The organism is Streptomyces sp. NPDC002643, assembly GCF_053592555.1.
The window spans coordinates 21594-38005 of the sequence record NZ_JBSFVY010000012.1; the positions used below are offsets into that span (position 1 = coordinate 21594).

Below are 16412 nucleotides of genomic sequence, written 5' to 3' on the forward strand. Positions count from 1 at the left end.
GTTCCTCCAAGGCGAAGACGATCACGGACGGGGACGGGCGGCGCGGGGAGTGCGGGGGGTACGGGACTGGGGACACCGTCACGTACACGAGTTCCCGGCGGTGGCCCGGGACCCGTGGTGCTCGGAGTCGGATCACCGTACGGGTGGGCGAAGTCGTCGATGAGCCAAGCGAGTTGGAGCATTTCCTGACCGCTCGGTGGGGGATGCACGGTGTCTTCTTCGGGCGGTCGATGTTTCTGCCGAACGCCCATCCTCGGTGGCCGTTGCACCGGGCCGAGCTGGTCGGGTGCGAGGAGGATCTGGTGGTCGCGGCGGGGCTTCCGGCGCCCGTGGGGCCGCCGGTGAGTGCGCTGTACTCGCCCGGCGTACCGGCCCGCTTCGGACGCCCTGCCCGGCCGGCGGGCCTTCCGACCCCCTGATTCGACCTCCTGATCCGACGGCCGGACGGCCCTGTCGTCGGCGCGGCCGACAGGGGGCCAGCCATCCTCCCCCTGCTCGCCCGCCATCCCACCCACACGCGCCCACCACCCCCACCCCCACCCCCAGCGCCTACCATCCCCACCCATGGCGATGTTCGTGCATCTCACCTCGGCGGCCAACGCGCCCCGCATACGGCGGGCCGGAGTTCGGGCCGCCTCGCGGCGCGGGGAGCGCGGGGTGTACTGCTTTCCGGTGCTGCCCTCGTACACCCTCACCCACCAGTGGCTGCGGGAGCTGGCCCGGTTCGGCAGCCGGGGTGGGCTGGTGGCTGTGCATGTGCGGCTGGACGACGGCGAGCCGGTGGTCGTCGGACATTACGGCGGGCGGGGGCAGGGCACACCGGCCACCGTCACGGCCGCCGAGGCGGTGCGGCGGATCTCGGCGTTGGAGGACCCCCGGGGGTGGGAGGTCTTCGTACCCCGGGCGATCACGGCGCGCGAGGTGCATCGGATACGGGCGGCGCCGCAGGTCGTCGGGTGGCGGTATCTGCCGGACGCGCACGGCACCCGGCCCTGCACCTGCTACGGCTGCCGGGTACGCGGCGGCTACGGCGCCCGGCGGCTGCGCGAACGCCTGCCGCACCCCCTCGACGGTCCCCCGCCACCCGTCCCGGTCCTGCTCGCCCGGATCGCGGCGGCGGCCGGCGACCCGGGCGACACCGTCGCGCTACGAAACACGCTGCACTGGTTCGGCATGCGCCGCCGGGGCCCGATCGACCGACTCGCCCACCTCGCCGCCCACCCCGACCCCGGCGTACGGGAGGATCTGGTCTGGGCACTCTCCCACTGGACCACCCCCGGCGTCGGCCAGCTCCTGGACCGCCTCGCCGACGACCCCCATCCGGACGTCCGGGAGGCGGTGGAGGCGGTACGGGAGGAGGCGTGAGCCACCGCGTCCCGCCCGCCGACAGGCCCGCCGCCCTCGGCGCTCAGGCCAGCTCCGGTGCCGCCGTACCGACGGTCCCAGACGTGGACGGGGACGTGGACGGGGACGTGGACGGCGGAGCGGGAGCCTCCGAGTCCGGCGGCGGGACGGGGGCCTCCAGGTCCCTCCGCCAGGCCTCCGCCACACTCGCCGGGACCTCTCCCAGCAGGCCGTCCTCCTTCGTGAGGGCGAGGGTGCGGTTGTACGCCCCGCCGCCGCAGCCGTCCGACTGGTGGCGGAGCGGTACGGCGATGGAGGCGTCGACGACCGGGGCGGCGCTGTCGGCCTTGGTGACCCGGAAGCGGACAGGGCCCGTGGCCGGATCGGCGTCCCGGGGGAGGGGGAGGTGCAGACGCGTGACGTTCCCCGGCGGCAGCGTCCCCTCCTCGCACTCGCCCCGCGCGCAGAGTTCGTAGGCCGCGCCGACGAGGTCGCCGTATCCCTCCCGTACGAATATCAGGCTCACCCCGGAGTCGACCCCGTACCCGGCGCACGGTACGACCGATGACGTGCAGGCCGCCAGGACCAGGGTCATGGCGGCCGTGGTCAGGAGCAGGGCAGGTGCCGCGCGGAGCGTCGGGCGCGCGACCGGCCTCGGCCCCGGCCCTGCCCCCGGTCTGTGCGGCACCGGCTGCGGCACCCCACCCCGCTCACCCGGCATCAACTCGTGGCCGTCCAGCTGTGCGCCACGTCGACCACCAGGCGGTCGTCCAACTGCAGGACCCGGAACGGCAGTCGGGCGCGGACGCCCAAACCGACCTGGGTCTCGCCCTCGAAGCTGCCGCCGAAGCGGGTGTCGCGGAAGGTGCTGTACCCGGTGACGTTCACGCCGGGCAGGTTCTCGCCCACGTGGCCGGGGTAGACGACCCCGCCGCCCTCCGGGTCGTAACTCGGTGCCGCCACCCGTATCTCCAGGATCGCGCCGCCGCTGACCGGGATCAGATCACCGGAGCCCATCTGACGGAACTCGTCCACGTACTGGACGTAGTAGCCGATCTCGTCGCCCCCGCCGGGGACGTCGAACACGATGCGGTCGTAGCAGTCGTGCCGGCCCGTCCTGACGTCGTCGAGCGGCACGGCACCGACCCCGGGCGTGCCCTTGACCCCGCTGCCCCAGCCCGTCGGGCAGGCGGCTACGGCCTTCGCCGCCGTACCGCCCGCCGGCGCGGCCCCCGCGCTGCCGGCCGCCGCCACCGACGCCGTGCCCGCGAGCACGAGCACGGCAGCGACCGTTCCCATACGTCGATTGCCTCGCATGATTCCCCCTGTTCCCCCTTGATCGCGTAATTGGGCAACCGGATCAACCAGATCAATCGGTTGCGTAACGCTGATATGGGTGAGACGACCGAGGGTCGTGGAAGGTTGTATGCCGCGTCGCGTGTACTCGTACGGCAATTCACCGGATCGAGTGACAAGGGGCGCCGAAGGGGCACGCCTCCTGGGAAGAATGCCGGGCGTGACGGAAACGGAACAAGACGGCACCCACGCGGATCAACCCGGCGCCCGCTTCGACGGTATGGCGCTGTACGACCTCCAGCACGTCCGTGACGCCCTCGCCCCACTGCTGGACGAGTCCCGATCCGCCTCGGACGGCGCCTCCCTCACCGCCGCCGATCTCGAACCGTACGACCAGATGCACTACCTCGGCCGTCACGCCCTCGACAACGCGGTCGCGCGGCTCGGGATCGTGTCCGGGGCGGAGGTCATGGACATCGGTGCGGGGCTGGGCGGCCCCGCGCGGTATCTCGCCGACCGGTACGGGTGCCGGCTCACGGCGGTCGAGCTGCAACCGGAGCTGCACCGGCTGAGCCGGGAACTCACCGCGCTGTGCGGGCTGTCGGGGCGGGTCAGGACCGTACGGGCGGACGTCCTGACCCTGGGCGGGGAGGAGCGGTCGCGGCGCTACGACCATCTCGTGTCGCTGCTCGCCATCCTCCACATCCCGCGCCGCGACGAACTCTTCGGAGTCTGCCGGGAGTTGCTGCGCCCCGACGGCACCTTCTACATCGAGGACTTCTACGCCCGCCGCCCGCTGACCGAGGACGAGCGCACCGACCTCGCCGGTCTGGTCGCCTGCCCGTACCTGCCGGACGAGGACCGTTACCGTGACGACCTCGCCCGGGCCGGTTTCACGGACGTCGACTGGACCGACGCCACCGGCCTCTGGCGCCCCTGGGTACGCGACCGGGCCGAGGCCTTCCGCGACACCTACGAGGACCGCGTACGCCTCCACGGCGAGCCGCTCGCCGCCCGGCTGCTGCACTTCTACACCACGGTCGGCGAGCTGTTCGCGGGCGGCGGGGTGGGAGGCGTACGGGTCACGGGGCGGCGCCCGGGATGAGCGTCGGCGTCAGCGCGTGGCCGGGGCCGGTGAGGGGACCTTCCTCAACAGTGGTGCCCCCGTGCCCCGTCCCGTTCCCGGTCCTCCGCCGCCCGGCGTCCTGCTGATGAACTGGCTGTTCATGCTGTCGTCGATACGGCACAGGACGCCGGTCGTACGGCCGGGGGCGGCGGCGGGGTCGAGTTTGGCGGTGAGGGCGGCGAGCTTGTCGTAGAGGGTCTTGCAGCGGGCCCCGTCGGCGGAGAGATGGGAGCCGGTGGCCTCGTACAGGGCGTCGAGGATCACGACCAGGTTGTGGCCGGAGAGCAGGACGTCCTGCATACCGGCGTCGCCCTTGATGATCCGGCCGGTCGGCAGATTCGGGTGGGCGGTGAAGCGGCCGGCCCTGGCGGGGCCGGGGCCGATGCGGTCGTAGGGGTCGCGGGTGCTCTGCGTCCACGTCGGCTCCCAGACCCCGAACGCCGTACGGGCCATGAAGGTCCAGGTGTCCTCGTGGCAGCGCAGGGTGATGTAGGAGACGCCCGCCGCGCGTTGGAGGGTGGTGTTGTGGTCGGCCAGGGCGACCCGGTTGGCGGCGAGCGCGGCGAGCAGGACCTCGCGGTCCTCCTCGCGCCACCGCCGCTCCTGCTCCTCGCGCTGGGCTTTCAGGTCTCGCTTGAGCTGCTGGTTCCTCGCGTACTGCTCGGCGAACGTCTTGACCAACGTCATGAACATGGGCGCCTGCTGGGGTCGGGCCGGACATACGGGTGTCGCATACGGGTATCGAGTACGGGTGTCGCAGCGGCCCAACGAGGCCGCACGGAGCTTGGTCACGCCGAGGAGTTCGGGCGGTGCCCCGCCTTCTCGGGCCCGTACGAGGCGCGTTGAGCGTTCCGCTTGTCGACGGCTCGTCAACTCGGCTCGGAAAACGACCTGTTGACGCACGCCCCTTCCAGGTAACCCCCAAGGTCATGAGAATCCGGTGACGCCCTGCCCCGAGTGGGAACGGAACGTTAAGGTCTGCCGTATGAACGCACGGCTGGCCCTGCTCAGCACGGTGGATCGGGGTGTCGCGGAGAGCGAGGTCTTCCGGCTGGCACTTCAGCACGTGGTGGGGGAGTTGGGCGCCCTCGGGGGAATGATCCATCTGCGCGGTCCGAGGTCCGCGCTGAGACTCGTGTCGACGGCCGGCCTACCGCCCGCCATGACCGCTTCCTGGGAGACCGTCGACCAAGGGGGCCCGCTGCCTCCGGCCCGCGTTCTCCACCACGGCCGCCAGAGCCTGTGGACGCCCGTCCACGCCGTCGACATCACCTGGCCCGGCACCGGGCTCGCCGCCCTGCCCCTCTCCACCGGGGCCGACCTCCCGGCCGGTGCGCTCACCGTCCTCATGGGCGACCAGGGGGAACCCACCCGCCGGCAGTGGGAGTTCCTGCGGGCGGTCGTCACCTGGGCCGAGGAGCGGATGGCCGAGGTCTCGTCGGCGCCGGGGCACCGCTTCCCGAGCGGGGCCGGTGCGAAGTCGCCGACCGGGGCCGATGCGGAGTCGTGGAGCGAGGCTGGTCCGCAGCCGTTGACCGAGGCCGGTCCCCAGCCGTCGACCGAGGCTGGTCCGCAGCCGTCGACCGAGGCCGGTCCAAGGGACGCGCTCAGCCGGGCCCTCCGCCACATGACCGACGGGTTCCTCGCCATGGACGACGCCTGGCGGATCACCTACGCCAATCTGGAGGCCGAACGCAAGATCGGCTTCTCGGCGGAGGAGCTGACCGGCCGGGTGCTGTGGGACCTGGCGTACGCTCAGCAGATCCCCGGCATGGAGAGCCGCTGCCGTGCGGCCGCCAGCGAGGGCAGAGCCGCGAGCTTCGACGTGGACATCCCCTCCAGCGGCCGCCGCTGCCACGTCAGGCTCGTCCCCGGCCCCGACGGCTACACCATCTACTGCACCGACGTCACCGACATGCGGCGGCTGGAGGACGCCCGCACGTCCGCCGAGCGCGCCGCGTCCGAACGGGCCGTCCGTATCGCCGCGTTGACGGCCGCGCTCGCCAAGGCGACGACCTCGCAGGAGGTGATCGACGCGGTCGCCGGCCGGGTGCTGCGGCCGTTCGCCGCCACCGGACTCATCGTCCAGGCCTTCGTCGGCGACCGCCTCAAGAACGTGGGAGCCGTCGGCTACACCGATGAGTTCCTCGCCCTCGTCGACGACCGCCTCCGCAGCCCGTCCAGCCCCTGCTGGGAGGTGATCGTCTCCGGTGAGCCGCTGTTCTTCGCCTCCCCGGAGGAGTACCTCGCCTACGCCCCGGGCGACGCCCACCTGGCCGACCACGCCGGCAAACAGTCCTGGGCGTTCCTGCCGCTGACCGCCTACGACCACACCTTCGGGGTGTGCGTCATCGCCTTCGACGACCCCCGCGCCCTCACCGGCGAGGAACGCGCCCTGCTCAACGCGATCAGCGCCCTCCTCGCCCAGTCCCTGGAACGCGCCCGCCTCTACGACGCCGAACGCACCCGCTCCCGCGAACTCCAGCGCGCCCTGCTCCCGCAGGCCCTGCCGAACCTGCCCTCCTGCGAGTCCGCCGCCCGCTATCTGCCCTCCGCCGAGGGCATGGACGTCGGCGGCGACTGGTACGACGTCATCCCGCTCTCCAGCGGCCAGGTCGCCCTCGTCGTCGGCGACGTCATGGGCCATGGCCTGCCCGAGGCCGCCACCATGGGACGGCTGCGCACCGCCGTCCACACCCTCGCCGATCTCGAACTCCCGCCGGACGAGATCATGACCCACCTCAACCACCTCGTCGCCGGCATGGGCGAGGAGTCGTACGTCACCTGCCTGTACGCCCTGTACGACTCCACCACCCAGATCTGCTCCCTGGCCCGCGCCGGACATCCGCCGCCGGCGCTGATCCACCCCGACGGCACCGTCCACTTCCCCGAGATGGCCGCCGACCCGCCCCTCGGTGCCGCCGAACCGCCCTTCGAGACCCTGGAACTGCACGTCCCCGACGGCAGCCTGCTCGTCCTCTACACCGACGGCCTCGTCGAGTCCGCCAAGCGTGAGATCGACGAGGGCATGGCCGCCCTGGCCCGACTGCTGCGCACCGCGCACGCCGACGGCACCACCGTCGACCTGGAGCGCCTGTGCGACACCCTCACCGAGGGGCTGCTCCCCGCCGGGCACCAGGCCGCCGACGACGCCGCGTTCCTCGTGTCCCGGCTGCACGCCCTCACCGACGACCGCATGGCCTCCTGGCCCCTCCTCGACGACCCCCGAGCCGCCGGCCAGGCCCGCCGCCACGTCCGCGAACAGCTCACCGAGTGGGGCCTCGACGACCTCGTCCCCACCACCGAACTCCTCGCCAGCGAACTCGTCGGCAACGTCGTACGCCATGCCAAGGGCCCTGTCCGCCTACGGCTCCTGCACGGCTCCGAGCTGACCTGCGAGGTCTTCGACGGCAGCCTCACGATGCCCCGCATCCGCCGGGCGACCGACACGGACGAGGGCGGCCGGGGGCTTCAGCTGATCACCGCCCTCTCCCAGCGGTGGGGCACCCGTTACACCCCGACGGGCAAGTGCATCTGGACGGAACAGCCCCTCACCGGTCCGGACGCGAGGGGCCACCGCTCCGAGTCCGGCGGTCCGGAGTTCCTGTTCCCCATGGACTTCGACGGCGAGTTGGACGCACTGACGTTCGGCGAACTGTGTGTGGAGCCGGGGTGGAGGGAGGCCGCGGAGCCGAGGGCGGGAGAGGGGCCGGAGGGGGCGGACGGGTGCGAGGGCCGTCGTCGTGGTCGGTAGCCGCCGCTGGGCTTGCGGCTGACGGTGGTGGGGGCGCGGCTACGGGCGCCGTGACCGGGGGCGCTGTGGCCGGGGGCGCTGGGAGCGGCTGGGTCACATGGCGCTCATATCGCCCATATCATCCACATCGCCGATCCGCTCCACGCGCTCGTTGACGCCGTTGCGGAGTTCGCCGAGGGTTGTGCCGGGCGGGGCGACGGTCGGCGGGGTGGTCGGCGGCTGGGTCTCGTCCGCGCAGGTGGTGCCACGGGCCGGGACGGTCAGATCGACGAGGTAACCGGTCACCGCGTCCGTCGCACAGGCGCTGCGCCCGAACGCGGTGTGCCCCTCGGCGTCGAAGGTGAGCAGCCGCCCGTTGTCGAGTTGCCGCGACAGGGCGACCGCGTCCTGGTACGGGGTGTCCGGGTCCCTGGTGGTGCCGATGACGAGGATCGGTTTGGACCCCCTGGCCCGGAACGACCCGTCGTACCGGCTCACCTTCTCGCCCTTCCACTGCGCACACGCGGTGGCGTGCTGATGGTCGTACGTCGGCGGCCCGTACGCCATCGCCGGCCCGAGCAGCGGAGCGTCCGCGGCATTGGCTGCCACATTCCGCCTCAGCAGACGCACGCTCCTCGGATAGTCCTTGTCGACGCACTCGACGGCCACGTTCGGCCCGAGGAAGTCGAAGCTGGCCGGGGACGGCGGACGCAGCAGGAAGGAGGTGTTGTCGCGGAGCCGCGCCTTGCGCAGGGCCTCGCCGAGGGAGGGCCAGATGACCTTGCCCTCGTTGATGTTGAACATCAGCCGGTAGACGAGGGTGTAGCCGTTGGCCTGTCCGCCGCCCGCCGTGGGCACGGGATCGGCGTCGAGATCGGCCTTCAGCTTCTCGAACGCGCCCCTGGGGTCCCCGTCCCCGAACCCACAGGTCGCCTGATCGGCGGCGCACCAGTCGAGGAAGCGGCTCATGGCCCCGTCGAGCGCGAGGTACTGCGGGCGGTCGTAGGCGTAGGGCATGTTGGCGTAGTGCTCCGGGTCGTAGGCCCCGTCGAGGACGAGCGCCCTTACCCGCTGGGGGAAGAGGGCGGCGTACACGGTCCCGATGTACGACCCGAACGACCGTCCGTAGTAGGTCAGTTGCTTCTCGCCGAGCGCCTGTCGCAGCAGATCGATGTCACGGGCGACGTACTCGGTGCCGATGTAGGGGAGGATCTCGCCGGCGTTGTCGACGCAGGCCTGATCGAAGTCGGCGGCCTGGCGCACGGCGGAGCCGAAGAGAGCCGGTGCCGGCCCGGTCGGCACCCCCTTGGCGGCGGTGACAGCGGCGGTGTACCGCTGGTCGTCCCAGCAGGTCAGCGCGGAACTCCGCCCGACGCCGCGTACGTCGTACCCGAACACGTCGAAGGATTCGCGGAGTTCGGCGGGCAGGTCGTCGTAGTTGTTGCGGACGAAGTCCACACCGGAGTTGCCGGGGCCGCCCGGCTGCATGAACAACGTCCCCTTGCGCTTGCCGGGGTCTGCGGCCCTCTTCCGCACGACCGCGAGGGTGATGGTCCTGCCCTCGGGCTCCCGATAGTCGAGCGGCACGACGGCGTCGGCGCACTCGTAACCGCCCTGGCAGTCGGTCCAGATGAGGGTGGGTACGGGCGGGGTGTGCGTGCTCGGGTTGGCGGAGGTGTGCGTGCCCGGCGCGGCCACGGCCTGGGCGCCCGTCCCGGCGATGACGACGGCGGCGAGGGCCGCACCGCCGACGACTCTCAGCCGCCTGGAGCGTCTGCCCCTGCCCCTGCCCCTGTTCCTGCCCCTGCCCCTGTCCCTGTTCCTGTCCCTGTACTTCTCTGTCCCCATTGTCTGCTTCCCCCTGGGCGTGAAGTGGTCCCCAAGTGCCCACTGGTCAAGGTGGGTTGAGGGACTGTCTAGCGCAGAAGAGGGCAAAAAGGCGAGAGTGGTGCCACAGTGGCAGGATTTCCATGAGATTTCCCCGCTACCGCCCGGTACGCGCCCGCTGTCCGGGTCACGGGAGGCGCTGAGTAACCTGGGATCACTCCTGACCGGCCCGGTCCGCCGATCAGCGACCGTCTGCCGAGACAGGACCGGTACTGGTCAGACCCCCCCACCACCGAAGGACCAGCGCAGTGTCATCGCTTTCGAAGAACACCCGCCTCCGCACTCGCCCCCGCCCCCGTCTCCGGATAGCCGTCGCCTCCATCGCGGTGGCGGTGGCCGGCCTCGCCATGGCGGGCCCGGCGGCAGCGGCCACACCGCAGGTGTCGGCGACGGCGTCGGTGACGGCGGAGAACGAGACCGTCGCCGTCCCCACATCATTCGTGGACCTCCCGACGACCGCCCTGGCGTCCGACGCCCAGCCCCAAGAGATCACCCTCACGTACCGCAACGAGTCGACGAAGCCCCGCGAGGTCGCCCCCCAACTCCTCCTCGAATCCCCGGACCAGGGCCCCTTCCTGACCCCGACCGACATCAAGCTGGAACACCGCACGCCCTCCGGCTGCTGGGAGCCGGTCGAACTCGGCACCCAAACGGGCACCCTCTTCACCGACTTGGTTACGTCGAATCGTGAACTGGCCGCCGGCGAAACCCTGACGGAGACGTACCGCGTGACGGTCACCAAGGCGGGGGTAGAGGGCACGGTCCACCCGAGGGTGGCGCTGTTCGACTGACGGGCGTCGCTCGGCGAGCACGGTTATGGGGCGCCCTCCGCTATGGGGGCGCCCCTTTCGCACGCAGGCGTTACGCCCGCCCTTCCCATGCCTGGGGCCGTGCCCGGCGGCAAGGCGGGGAACTGGCGGCGCTGGTGCGGCATCAACATGCCGCCCCCGAACTGGCTCACCACCGAGGTGCGTGCTCACAAGGCACGGTGATGTGGACCGGGTCGAGATCGCGACCCTCCGCGCCTATGTCGAAGCGCTCGGCGGCCGACTGCGTGTATTGCTTTCATCATGGTTCCTCGCTGTTCCTCGCTCGATCTGGTGCGGTTGTGGTGCGACGTGGTTAACGACGGGGGCGGGTATCGGCTCGATGACGTCAGCCCAGACACGGTCGCTCCACGGGTTGCCCTCCACTCCGAGGCGTGCCGCGACGATGTCGTCGAGGAAATGTGCCTGAGCCACCGCGACCGCTTCGTCGGGCAACCACAGCGAGTCGCACTCGGCGCACAACAGGAAGGATGTCCCGTCGGCCTTGAAGCGGTACGGGCGGACCCAGTCCTGTTCACAGCGGGGACAGAGGAGTTGGGCTGGCATGACCAGCACAGTGGGGGCGCCCTCCTGGACAGTGGCTGCTCCACCCGGCCCGCGTGGTCACGGCCGGGCGGAGCGAACCTTCTCATACCGGCTATTCGTCGGCGTTCAAGTCACCCTGGGTGGGCGACATGCCCAGGCGTCCGCCACGCGACTCGGCTACGCGTAAGGCGTCGCTCAGACACTCGGCGAGTCGGACGGCCGTGAACCGCACCTCGGTGTACGGGGGCGAGGGGGCGTCCAGCACCTTCCGCGCGTAACCGAGTACCTCCGTGGCGAGGGTCAGTTGTCCGGCCTCCATCTGGTCCGCGAGGCGGGAGACGTACCCGCCTTCACTGTCCGTCGCGACGTAGCAGGGCTTGCCCTCGGGCGAGGGCCATGGGAGGAGACGGAGGGTGGTGGCGCGTGCGTCCGGTGCCATCGACTCCGTCGTCGCCATCGCCTTCGGCAGCACCGTCGGCGTCGATGGCTTCCTTACCTTCGTCGGCCGCGTCGGCTCCATCAGACGGTCACCTCTCCCATGCCGATGAGGTGGTGGTCGAGGTCGATGCCGAAGTCGGCGGCGAGTACGAGGGCGAGGCGGCGGCGCTGCTGCTGGGCGGCCTCGTGTTCGTGGGCGGCGAGGTAGGGGCGGACGAGACGGTTGGCGGTGCCGTCGAGGGGGTGATCGAGGCCGTAGGGGGAGCGGTGGAGAGGGAGATGTTCGGGGTTGGGTACGGCGGTGGGGTGGGGCGGGCGCGACGGGCGTACGGGATGGTGTCCGGCCCGGCGGGTTCCGGTGCCGGGGGCGAGTAGAAGGCTCAGCCAATGGGCGGTACGGCGGATAAAGTTCCGCATGTCGGTCTGCTCCATTCAGATCGGCCACGCCCCGGGGTCCTGGCAGACCGCCGGGGTCTTCGCTTGCCCTCGACAATAGACCAAGGCATAACGAGTCAGGTAGCGCTATGACTCGGTAGGGAGGGTCAGGACTCTCACCGATCAGTTATGACCAGATGTGACCATCTAGTGTTGCTCTATGGTTGACGATCAGGAGTGGCGCCCAGACCCCGCATCCCGGATCTACGTGTACGTGCAGATCGCGGACCACATCGCAGAGCAGATCCGCTCGGGAAGCCTCGCGGTGGGCGCCCGCTTGGCCTCTGAGCCTGATCTTGCGGCGCAGTTCGGTGTCGGCATCAACACGCTTCGCCGCGCGATCCGAGAACTGCGCGAGCGCGGCATCGCCGACACCGTGCCCGCGAAGGGGACTTACGTCATTGGGACGCCCGAAGCACCCGCCGAAGAGGACGAGGCCGCTGACTGACTCGCTTGTGGACGACCCGGGGTTCATCGCCGGTGATCCGCGACTGGTGAAGCTGTGCGCCGACGCGTTCGAGGCCGCTTGGGAACAGGCCACCCCGCACGAGGAGTACAAGCCCGTCTGACCCATGCCAGCCTCATCATCGTCCAGCGTCCAGGCGGCCCGGCAGGCTCTCGTGGACCGCCTTCGCGAGTTGTGCCGGGACGCCGGGCTGGAAGGCAAGCAACTCGCCGCGGCGTGCGGATGGCACCCCTCCAAGGTGTCCCGGACAGCCACCGCGAAGGCATCACCGTCCGCCGACGACATCCGCGCCTATTCGCCGAACTTCGTGCCCGGCCTGATCCAGACGTACGGCTACACCGAGGACGTGCTGAGGGCCGCCCAACGGCGGCGCGTCGAGATCGATGACGTGGCCGATGCCGTGGCCGCGCGAATGGAACGTCAACGCGTGCTGTACGAGGGCCATCGCCGTTTTCGCGTTCCTGGTCGAACAAACCTGGGCTTCGGGATCAGCTCAGAGCCTTGTTCACCTCGTAGATGGTGGGTCGATCCTCGGGAGTGTGGCTGAGCATCGCGTCGATCAATTCGCCCAGCTCACCAGGCGCCTTCACCGGCCGACGCCGGCCGTTCGCCACGGCCTCTCGCTGCACGGGGCGCGGAGCGTCGTCCGGATACTCGACCGCCCGCCAGCCTGTGGCTGAGATCAGCAAGGAAGCGCCGAGTGCGTAGATATCCGCTTCCGGCGTCGGCTCGGCCTCTCCGGTGTCGAGTACGCTGCGGGCGATCTCCGGCGCCTCGTAGTGGACGAGGCAGCCGCGGAACGGGAAGTCGTACCCCTCGGGTACGCTCTCGCCTCGGGCAAGGGCAAGGTCGATGAGGTACGTCCGCTCCGGCCCGATGATGAAGTGCGCGGGCTGCACATCACCGTGCGCCCAGTCCTTTGCGTGGAGTTCGGCCAGAGCCTCGACGCAGCCCAACGCCACGCTGGTGTGCGGCGCGATGGAGGAGCCCGGCCTACGGCAGGGCTCCCACAGTTGGTACAGGTCCGGCCCCTCACGCCACGGCTGGAAGTTCCAGGTCCCGTCTTCCCACTCGCCGTACGCGAAGTCAGCGAAGCCGAGGCGATGCAGCACAACACCCTCGCGCGCGGGCGCGAGAGCAGTCCAGGGCTGGGCGGGCCAGTCGGCCGTGGCTTCGATCGGATAGCCGACTTTCACGGCGTGGTGGCCCCGAGGACCCTCCACCTCCCAGACCATGGAGCCCCGACGATTGAGGACCAGGCGCTGAGACGTGGGCATGAGCGCGTCGAGTACCACGATCGGCAGTTCAGGGGTTGAGATGGGCAACTCGCCTCTCCTTCCGGGCGAACGCGGCCGACCACGTGTCGAGGTCGGCCGCGTCGCTGCTGTGGTGTGCTACGCCTGTCCGTACGGTCGGCCGCAGTCCGAGTCGCACTGCGCGAGGTTCGAGCCGTCGACGGTCCACAAGTCGTCGAAGACCATGAACCCGGCCGCCTTCATGGCGTGTACCGAGGCTGTCACCATCTCAGGGTCACGGCCTCCCCCGCCCGGCTTCGGGTTGTGGTGCAGGAAGCGGCCCGCGTACCGCTCGCACAGCTCCGCGTACTCCTTCGTGTGCAGGATGAGCGCGTGCAGGCCGAGGTCCACGTCATCCGACGGAACCATGGGGACGGTAGCGGTGGCTGCGGTGACCATGAAGGCAACCGCCTGGTCCGCGATCCGCTCGGCACGCTCGGGCGACTGCCCGTTGTGGACGACCACGAAGTGGGCGAGGCTTTCGAACAACTCCTCACCAGCCACCGCGCGACCGGTCTTCTGATCGTTCGCTGTTGCCGTCATGCGTCTACTCCTTGTGTGTGGCGGTGCGTGGGTTGGATGGCCGGCCCCGAACGGGGAACGTGGGAACCGGGGAATGGCACCCGTCCGGGGCGGCCCGTCTACTGGCCCATGGCGAGAGCCTTGCCGATCACCAGGCCGCACGAGCCGCTGATCGTGATCACGAACAGGACTCCTGCGTACCGGCCGATAGCGCGCATCACAGCCCGTCCCGGCTATTGCCGTTCTTGATGGCCAGGCGTGCGCTCAGTTCCTCTCGCGCACTCGGCGGTTTCACGTCGTCCGGGATGGCGTCCCACTCCGCGCCACCGCCGATCGGCCTTATCCGCACACGGCCGCCGACCTCACCCATGACGACGCCGATGCGGTTCGTGGCGGTGTCCTTCGCCAGTTCACCGATGTCTGGCCTGGTCTGCTGGTTGCTCGCCATGGAAAGGAGCATCGCGATTCGGGGACCGTCAGCAAAAGGCCAGGCTGATTACCCAACTTGGGTAGCATCGCGGCAAGTAGATACCCAACGACGTTGCGTAGCCCTCGCAGTGGGGAGCCACCCAATGCCCGACGCCGACCGGCCGCAAGAACTGCCTGCCAGGCTGCTCACCGATCCCGAGATGATCAATGCGTGCCGGGTACGGGACTTCGCCAGGGTCTTCCGGCTGGTGAAGACCAAGGCGGGCATCTACCCCTCGATGATCGCCAGACGCTGTGAGCTGACCCCCAGCCGTGTCGGCGAAGTGATCGCAGGCCGACGCCAGTTGCAGCACATGGACGTGGTCGAGCGCATCGCGGACGGCTTGCGCATCCCAGGGCACATGCTCGGGCTGGCGCGTCGACCGTGGGAGACGCCTCAGGCTCTCGTCGTAACCGAGCGCGAGGCGCCGGAAGCACCAGAGCCCGAGCAGCAGACACCCATGTCTCTGCCAGGACCCGACGTAGACAGCATCCTGGCCATGGCCACTCGAACGAGCCTCAACGCAGCCACACTTGAAGCCTTCCGCTCCTCCATCGAGGACTACTGGCGACGGGACAACCAGCACGGCGGCGAGGCGCTGAGGCCGGCCATCGTCGGCCAACTCCGCCATGTCGTTGGACTCCTGAAGGAGAACCGGCCCCCTTCCATCCAGAACGGCCTGTACGGAATCGCAGCCGAACTGGCTCGCCTCACCGGCTGGACCTACTTCGACGCCCGCCAGTACAACCAGGCCCGCGCGTACTTCACCGAGGCCCTGCAACTGGCCAAGGAAATCGATGACCGGCAGTTCATGGCCAATGTGCTGGCCTGTATGAGCTTGCAGGCGACCTACCAGGACAAGCCTGCGGATTCGCTGGCACTTGTGACGGCCGCCCAGGACCAGGCCCGCTCAGACCTGGGCACCACCCCACGCGTCCTGTCCATGCTGTCCATGCGCGAAGCTTTCGCTCACGCCACCCTCGGCAACCGGGACTCCACCCACCGGGCGATCGGAGAAGCCCACCGCCATTACGAGCAGATCCAGGCCAGCGACCCCGACCCTTCATGGGTCACCTACGTCGACGAGCCGAAGCTCATCGTGGACACGGGCATCGCGCACGGCCGACTCGGCGAAGCAGCCATCGCTGAACCCTTGATCGCGGACGCTTTGCAGCGCGAAGACCACACCAACCAGCGCGGCCGTGCGTTTCACTCGTTCTGGCTGGCGCGTACGCAGTTGGATCAGGGCAAGCTCGACCAGGCATGTCACACCGCACGAGCACTCGAACCCGCATCAGCGGTGACCTCCGAGCGAGTGTCAGGCCACCTCAGGGAGTTCTACGGTCAGTTGGCCCCGTACAGGCAAGAGCCCGTAGCTCTGGCCTTCGAGGCGAGGCTACGGGAACTCCTGCTACCAGTCAGCGGATCGATTCATCCATGAGCAGGTACAACAGGCCGACGAGTGAGCCGCTGCTCACGACCTCTCGACGGTCGATCATGCCCCGCACCTCCGAGAGGGCGATCCACTCGATGCGGTCGGACTCGTTCTTCTCCGTGGGCGGTCCCGCGTAGGTCGCGCCATCCACGCGGAAAACGTGGTGCTGCGAGTCGGTGATGCCGTTGGCCGGCTCGGCGTAGATCAGGGGCTTGATGGGGCCGGGGCGCCAGCCCGTCTCTTCGAGGACTTCGCGGGCGACCGCCTGTTCCGGGGTCTCGCCCTCCTCGATCAGTCCCATGGGCAGTTCCCAGGCCCACGAGTCGGTGATGAAGCGGTGCCGCCACATCATCAGCACTTCCTGGCGATTGTTGACCACGGCGGCCACGGCCAGGTGCCGGAGGCGAACGACGTGGTATTCCCACCTGCGCCCGTCAGGTTGCTGGACGTCAACCAGACACAGGTTCACCCACTTGTTGGTGTAGATCTGTCGCTCACCGTGGGTCTTCCACTCCATACCTGCGGCCCCTCTCGATCGGTCACCAGGATCTCAGACCGACGGAGCGACGGACACAGGTTGGCTCATTTCACGTCAGCCGGGGATTCCCCCTCTA

General features: G+C 69.9%; 18 protein-coding genes and 1 pseudogene. 9 read left to right on the forward strand and 10 right to left on the reverse strand.

What is annotated here, in order from left to right:
* Positions 1 to 68: 68 nt before the first annotated feature.
* Both ACWD4G_RS19380 and ACWD4G_RS19385 read left to right on the forward strand, forming a co-directional pair.
* Positions 69 to 419, forward strand: a pseudogene (locus ACWD4G_RS19380) (DUF2071 domain-containing protein); the annotation flags it as partial.
* 145 nt (positions 420 to 564) lie between these two features.
* Positions 565 to 1365: a HEAT repeat domain-containing protein gene (locus ACWD4G_RS19385; RefSeq protein WP_451294915.1), complete on the forward strand. Its 801-nt coding sequence runs from the start codon at positions 565 to 567 to the stop codon at positions 1363 to 1365.
* A gap of 43 nt (positions 1366 to 1408) precedes the next feature.
* On the opposite strand, the gene ACWD4G_RS19390 is transcribed toward ACWD4G_RS19385, so the two are convergent.
* Positions 1409 to 1939 carry a hypothetical protein gene (locus ACWD4G_RS19390; protein WP_451294917.1) on the reverse strand — a complete coding sequence of 177 codons (531 nt, stop codon included), beginning with the start codon at positions 1937 to 1939 and terminating at the stop codon, positions 1409 to 1411.
* A 125-nt stretch (positions 1940 to 2064) separates the two neighbouring features.
* Positions 2065 to 2661 (reverse strand): AMIN-like domain-containing (lipo)protein, encoded by a 597-nt coding sequence (locus ACWD4G_RS19395; protein WP_451294919.1) that lies wholly within the window; start codon positions 2659 to 2661, stop codon positions 2065 to 2067.
* A 199-nt stretch (positions 2662 to 2860) separates the two neighbouring features.
* Between ACWD4G_RS19395 and ACWD4G_RS19400 the strand changes: the two genes are divergently transcribed.
* Positions 2861 to 3745, forward strand: coding sequence for a methyltransferase domain-containing protein (locus ACWD4G_RS19400; RefSeq protein WP_451294921.1), 885 nt, complete (start codon positions 2861 to 2863; stop codon positions 3743 to 3745).
* Between the two features lie 9 nt (positions 3746 to 3754).
* On the opposite strand, the gene ACWD4G_RS19405 is transcribed toward ACWD4G_RS19400, so the two are convergent.
* A complete protein-coding gene (locus ACWD4G_RS19405) occupies positions 3755 to 4453 on the reverse strand; it encodes a hypothetical protein (RefSeq protein WP_451294923.1) in 699 nt (232 codons plus the stop codon).
* Between the two features lie 298 nt (positions 4454 to 4751).
* Here ACWD4G_RS19405 and ACWD4G_RS19410 point away from each other — a divergent pair, with 298 nt between their 5' ends.
* Positions 4752 to 7520 (forward strand): SpoIIE family protein phosphatase, encoded by a 2769-nt coding sequence (locus ACWD4G_RS19410; RefSeq protein WP_451294925.1) that lies wholly within the window; start codon positions 4752 to 4754, stop codon positions 7518 to 7520.
* 93 nt (positions 7521 to 7613) lie between these two features.
* Here the strand turns inward: ACWD4G_RS19410 and ACWD4G_RS19415 are convergent, their stop codons facing one another.
* The gene (locus ACWD4G_RS19415) at positions 7614 to 9347 is read right to left on the reverse strand and encodes an alpha/beta hydrolase (RefSeq protein WP_451294927.1); all 1734 of its coding nucleotides are present in this window, start codon (positions 9345 to 9347) and stop codon (positions 7614 to 7616) included.
* 287 nt (positions 9348 to 9634) lie between these two features.
* On the opposite strand from ACWD4G_RS19415, the gene ACWD4G_RS19420 reads away from it, so the two are divergent.
* Entirely contained in the window at positions 9635 to 10177 is a 543-nt protein-coding gene (locus ACWD4G_RS19420; RefSeq protein ID WP_451294929.1) for a signal peptide protein, read from the forward strand.
* Positions 10178 to 10850: 673 nt separating this feature from the next.
* On the opposite strand, the gene ACWD4G_RS19425 is transcribed toward ACWD4G_RS19420, so the two are convergent.
* Together ACWD4G_RS19425 and ACWD4G_RS19430 are read right to left on the reverse strand one after the other, a co-directional pair.
* Positions 10851 to 11258: a hypothetical protein gene (locus ACWD4G_RS19425; RefSeq protein WP_451294931.1), complete on the reverse strand. Its 408-nt coding sequence runs from the start codon at positions 11256 to 11258 to the stop codon at positions 10851 to 10853.
* Positions 11258 to 11593: a hypothetical protein gene (locus ACWD4G_RS19430; RefSeq protein ID WP_451294933.1), complete on the reverse strand. Its 336-nt coding sequence runs from the start codon at positions 11591 to 11593 to the stop codon at positions 11258 to 11260. Before ACWD4G_RS19430 ends, ACWD4G_RS19425 begins: the two co-directional genes overlap by 1 nt.
* 178 nt (positions 11594 to 11771) lie before the next feature.
* Between ACWD4G_RS19430 and ACWD4G_RS19435 the strand changes: the two genes are divergently transcribed.
* Genes ACWD4G_RS19435 through ACWD4G_RS19445 form a run of 3 tightly spaced genes read left to right on the forward strand, consistent with a single transcriptional unit; the run spans position 11772 to position 12624 of the window.
* Positions 11772 to 12059: a winged helix-turn-helix domain-containing protein gene (locus ACWD4G_RS19435; RefSeq protein ID WP_451294935.1), complete on the forward strand. Its 288-nt coding sequence runs from the start codon at positions 11772 to 11774 to the stop codon at positions 12057 to 12059.
* A 7-nt stretch (positions 12060 to 12066) separates the two neighbouring features.
* A complete protein-coding gene (locus ACWD4G_RS19440) occupies positions 12067 to 12180 on the forward strand; it encodes a DUF6879 family protein (RefSeq protein ID WP_451294937.1) in 114 nt (37 codons plus the stop codon).
* A 3-nt stretch (positions 12181 to 12183) separates the two neighbouring features.
* A complete protein-coding gene (locus ACWD4G_RS19445) occupies positions 12184 to 12624 on the forward strand; it encodes a Scr1 family TA system antitoxin-like transcriptional regulator (RefSeq protein WP_451294939.1) in 441 nt (146 codons plus the stop codon).
* Here ACWD4G_RS19445 and ACWD4G_RS19450 read toward each other — a convergent pair.
* From ACWD4G_RS19450 to ACWD4G_RS19460, 3 genes are all read right to left on the reverse strand, one after another.
* Positions 12566 to 13354: a protein kinase gene (locus ACWD4G_RS19450; protein ID WP_451295350.1), complete on the reverse strand. Its 789-nt coding sequence runs from the start codon at positions 13352 to 13354 to the stop codon at positions 12566 to 12568. The two genes, ACWD4G_RS19445 and ACWD4G_RS19450, sit on opposite strands and share 59 nt — an antisense overlap.
* 117 nt (positions 13355 to 13471) lie before the next feature.
* Positions 13472 to 13915, reverse strand: a complete 444-nt coding sequence (locus ACWD4G_RS19455; protein ID WP_451294941.1) for a glycine-rich domain-containing protein — start codon at positions 13913 to 13915, stop codon at positions 13472 to 13474.
* A 196-nt stretch (positions 13916 to 14111) separates the two neighbouring features.
* Positions 14112 to 14354, reverse strand: coding sequence for a hypothetical protein (locus ACWD4G_RS19460; protein ID WP_451294943.1), 243 nt, complete (start codon positions 14352 to 14354; stop codon positions 14112 to 14114).
* A 112-nt stretch (positions 14355 to 14466) separates the two neighbouring features.
* On the opposite strand from ACWD4G_RS19460, the gene ACWD4G_RS19465 reads away from it, so the two are divergent.
* Positions 14467 to 15804: a helix-turn-helix domain-containing protein gene (locus ACWD4G_RS19465; RefSeq protein WP_451294944.1), complete on the forward strand. Its 1338-nt coding sequence runs from the start codon at positions 14467 to 14469 to the stop codon at positions 15802 to 15804.
* Here ACWD4G_RS19465 and ACWD4G_RS19470 read toward each other — a convergent pair.
* Positions 15782 to 16315 carry an NUDIX hydrolase gene (locus ACWD4G_RS19470; protein WP_451294946.1) on the reverse strand — a complete coding sequence of 178 codons (534 nt, stop codon included), beginning with the start codon at positions 16313 to 16315 and terminating at the stop codon, positions 15782 to 15784. The two genes, ACWD4G_RS19465 and ACWD4G_RS19470, sit on opposite strands and share 23 nt — an antisense overlap.
* Between the last annotated feature and the right edge of the window lie 97 nt (positions 16316 to 16412).

What these genes read in the sequence shown, in the direction of transcription:
- ACWD4G_RS19450 (WP_451295350.1), bottom strand. Translation starts at nt 13,354, where the DNA reads ATGCCCACGTCTCAGCGCCTGGTCCTCAATCGTCGGGGCTCCATGGTC.
- ACWD4G_RS19465 (WP_451294944.1), top strand. Translation starts at nt 14,467, where the DNA reads ATGCCCGACGCCGACCGGCCGCAAGAACTGCCTGCCAGGCTGCTCACC.
- ACWD4G_RS19410 (WP_451294925.1), top strand. Translation starts at nt 4,752, where the DNA reads ATGAACGCACGGCTGGCCCTGCTCAGCACGGTGGATCGGGGTGTCGCG.
- ACWD4G_RS19470 (WP_451294946.1), bottom strand. Translation starts at nt 16,315, where the DNA reads ATGGAGTGGAAGACCCACGGTGAGCGACAGATCTACACCAACAAGTGG.
- ACWD4G_RS19435 (WP_451294935.1), top strand. Translation starts at nt 11,772, where the DNA reads ATGGTTGACGATCAGGAGTGGCGCCCAGACCCCGCATCCCGGATCTAC.
- ACWD4G_RS19405 (WP_451294923.1), bottom strand. Translation starts at nt 4,453, where the DNA reads ATGACGTTGGTCAAGACGTTCGCCGAGCAGTACGCGAGGAACCAGCAG.
- ACWD4G_RS19390 (WP_451294917.1), bottom strand. Translation starts at nt 1,939, where the DNA reads ATGACCCTGGTCCTGGCGGCCTGCACGTCATCGGTCGTACCGTGCGCC.
- ACWD4G_RS19460 (WP_451294943.1), bottom strand. Translation starts at nt 14,354, where the DNA reads ATGCTCCTTTCCATGGCGAGCAACCAGCAGACCAGGCCAGACATCGGT.
- ACWD4G_RS19395 (WP_451294919.1), bottom strand. Translation starts at nt 2,661, where the DNA reads ATGCGAGGCAATCGACGTATGGGAACGGTCGCTGCCGTGCTCGTGCTC.
- ACWD4G_RS19430 (WP_451294933.1), bottom strand. Translation starts at nt 11,593, where the DNA reads ATGCGGAACTTTATCCGCCGTACCGCCCATTGGCTGAGCCTTCTACTC.
- ACWD4G_RS19455 (WP_451294941.1), bottom strand. Translation starts at nt 13,915, where the DNA reads ATGACGGCAACAGCGAACGATCAGAAGACCGGTCGCGCGGTGGCTGGT.
- ACWD4G_RS19415 (WP_451294927.1), bottom strand. Translation starts at nt 9,347, where the DNA reads ATGGGGACAGAGAAGTACAGGGACAGGAACAGGGACAGGGGCAGGGGC.
- ACWD4G_RS19385 (WP_451294915.1), top strand. Translation starts at nt 565, where the DNA reads ATGGCGATGTTCGTGCATCTCACCTCGGCGGCCAACGCGCCCCGCATA.
- ACWD4G_RS19445 (WP_451294939.1), top strand. Translation starts at nt 12,184, where the DNA reads ATGCCAGCCTCATCATCGTCCAGCGTCCAGGCGGCCCGGCAGGCTCTC.
- ACWD4G_RS19425 (WP_451294931.1), bottom strand. Translation starts at nt 11,258, where the DNA reads ATGGAGCCGACGCGGCCGACGAAGGTAAGGAAGCCATCGACGCCGACG.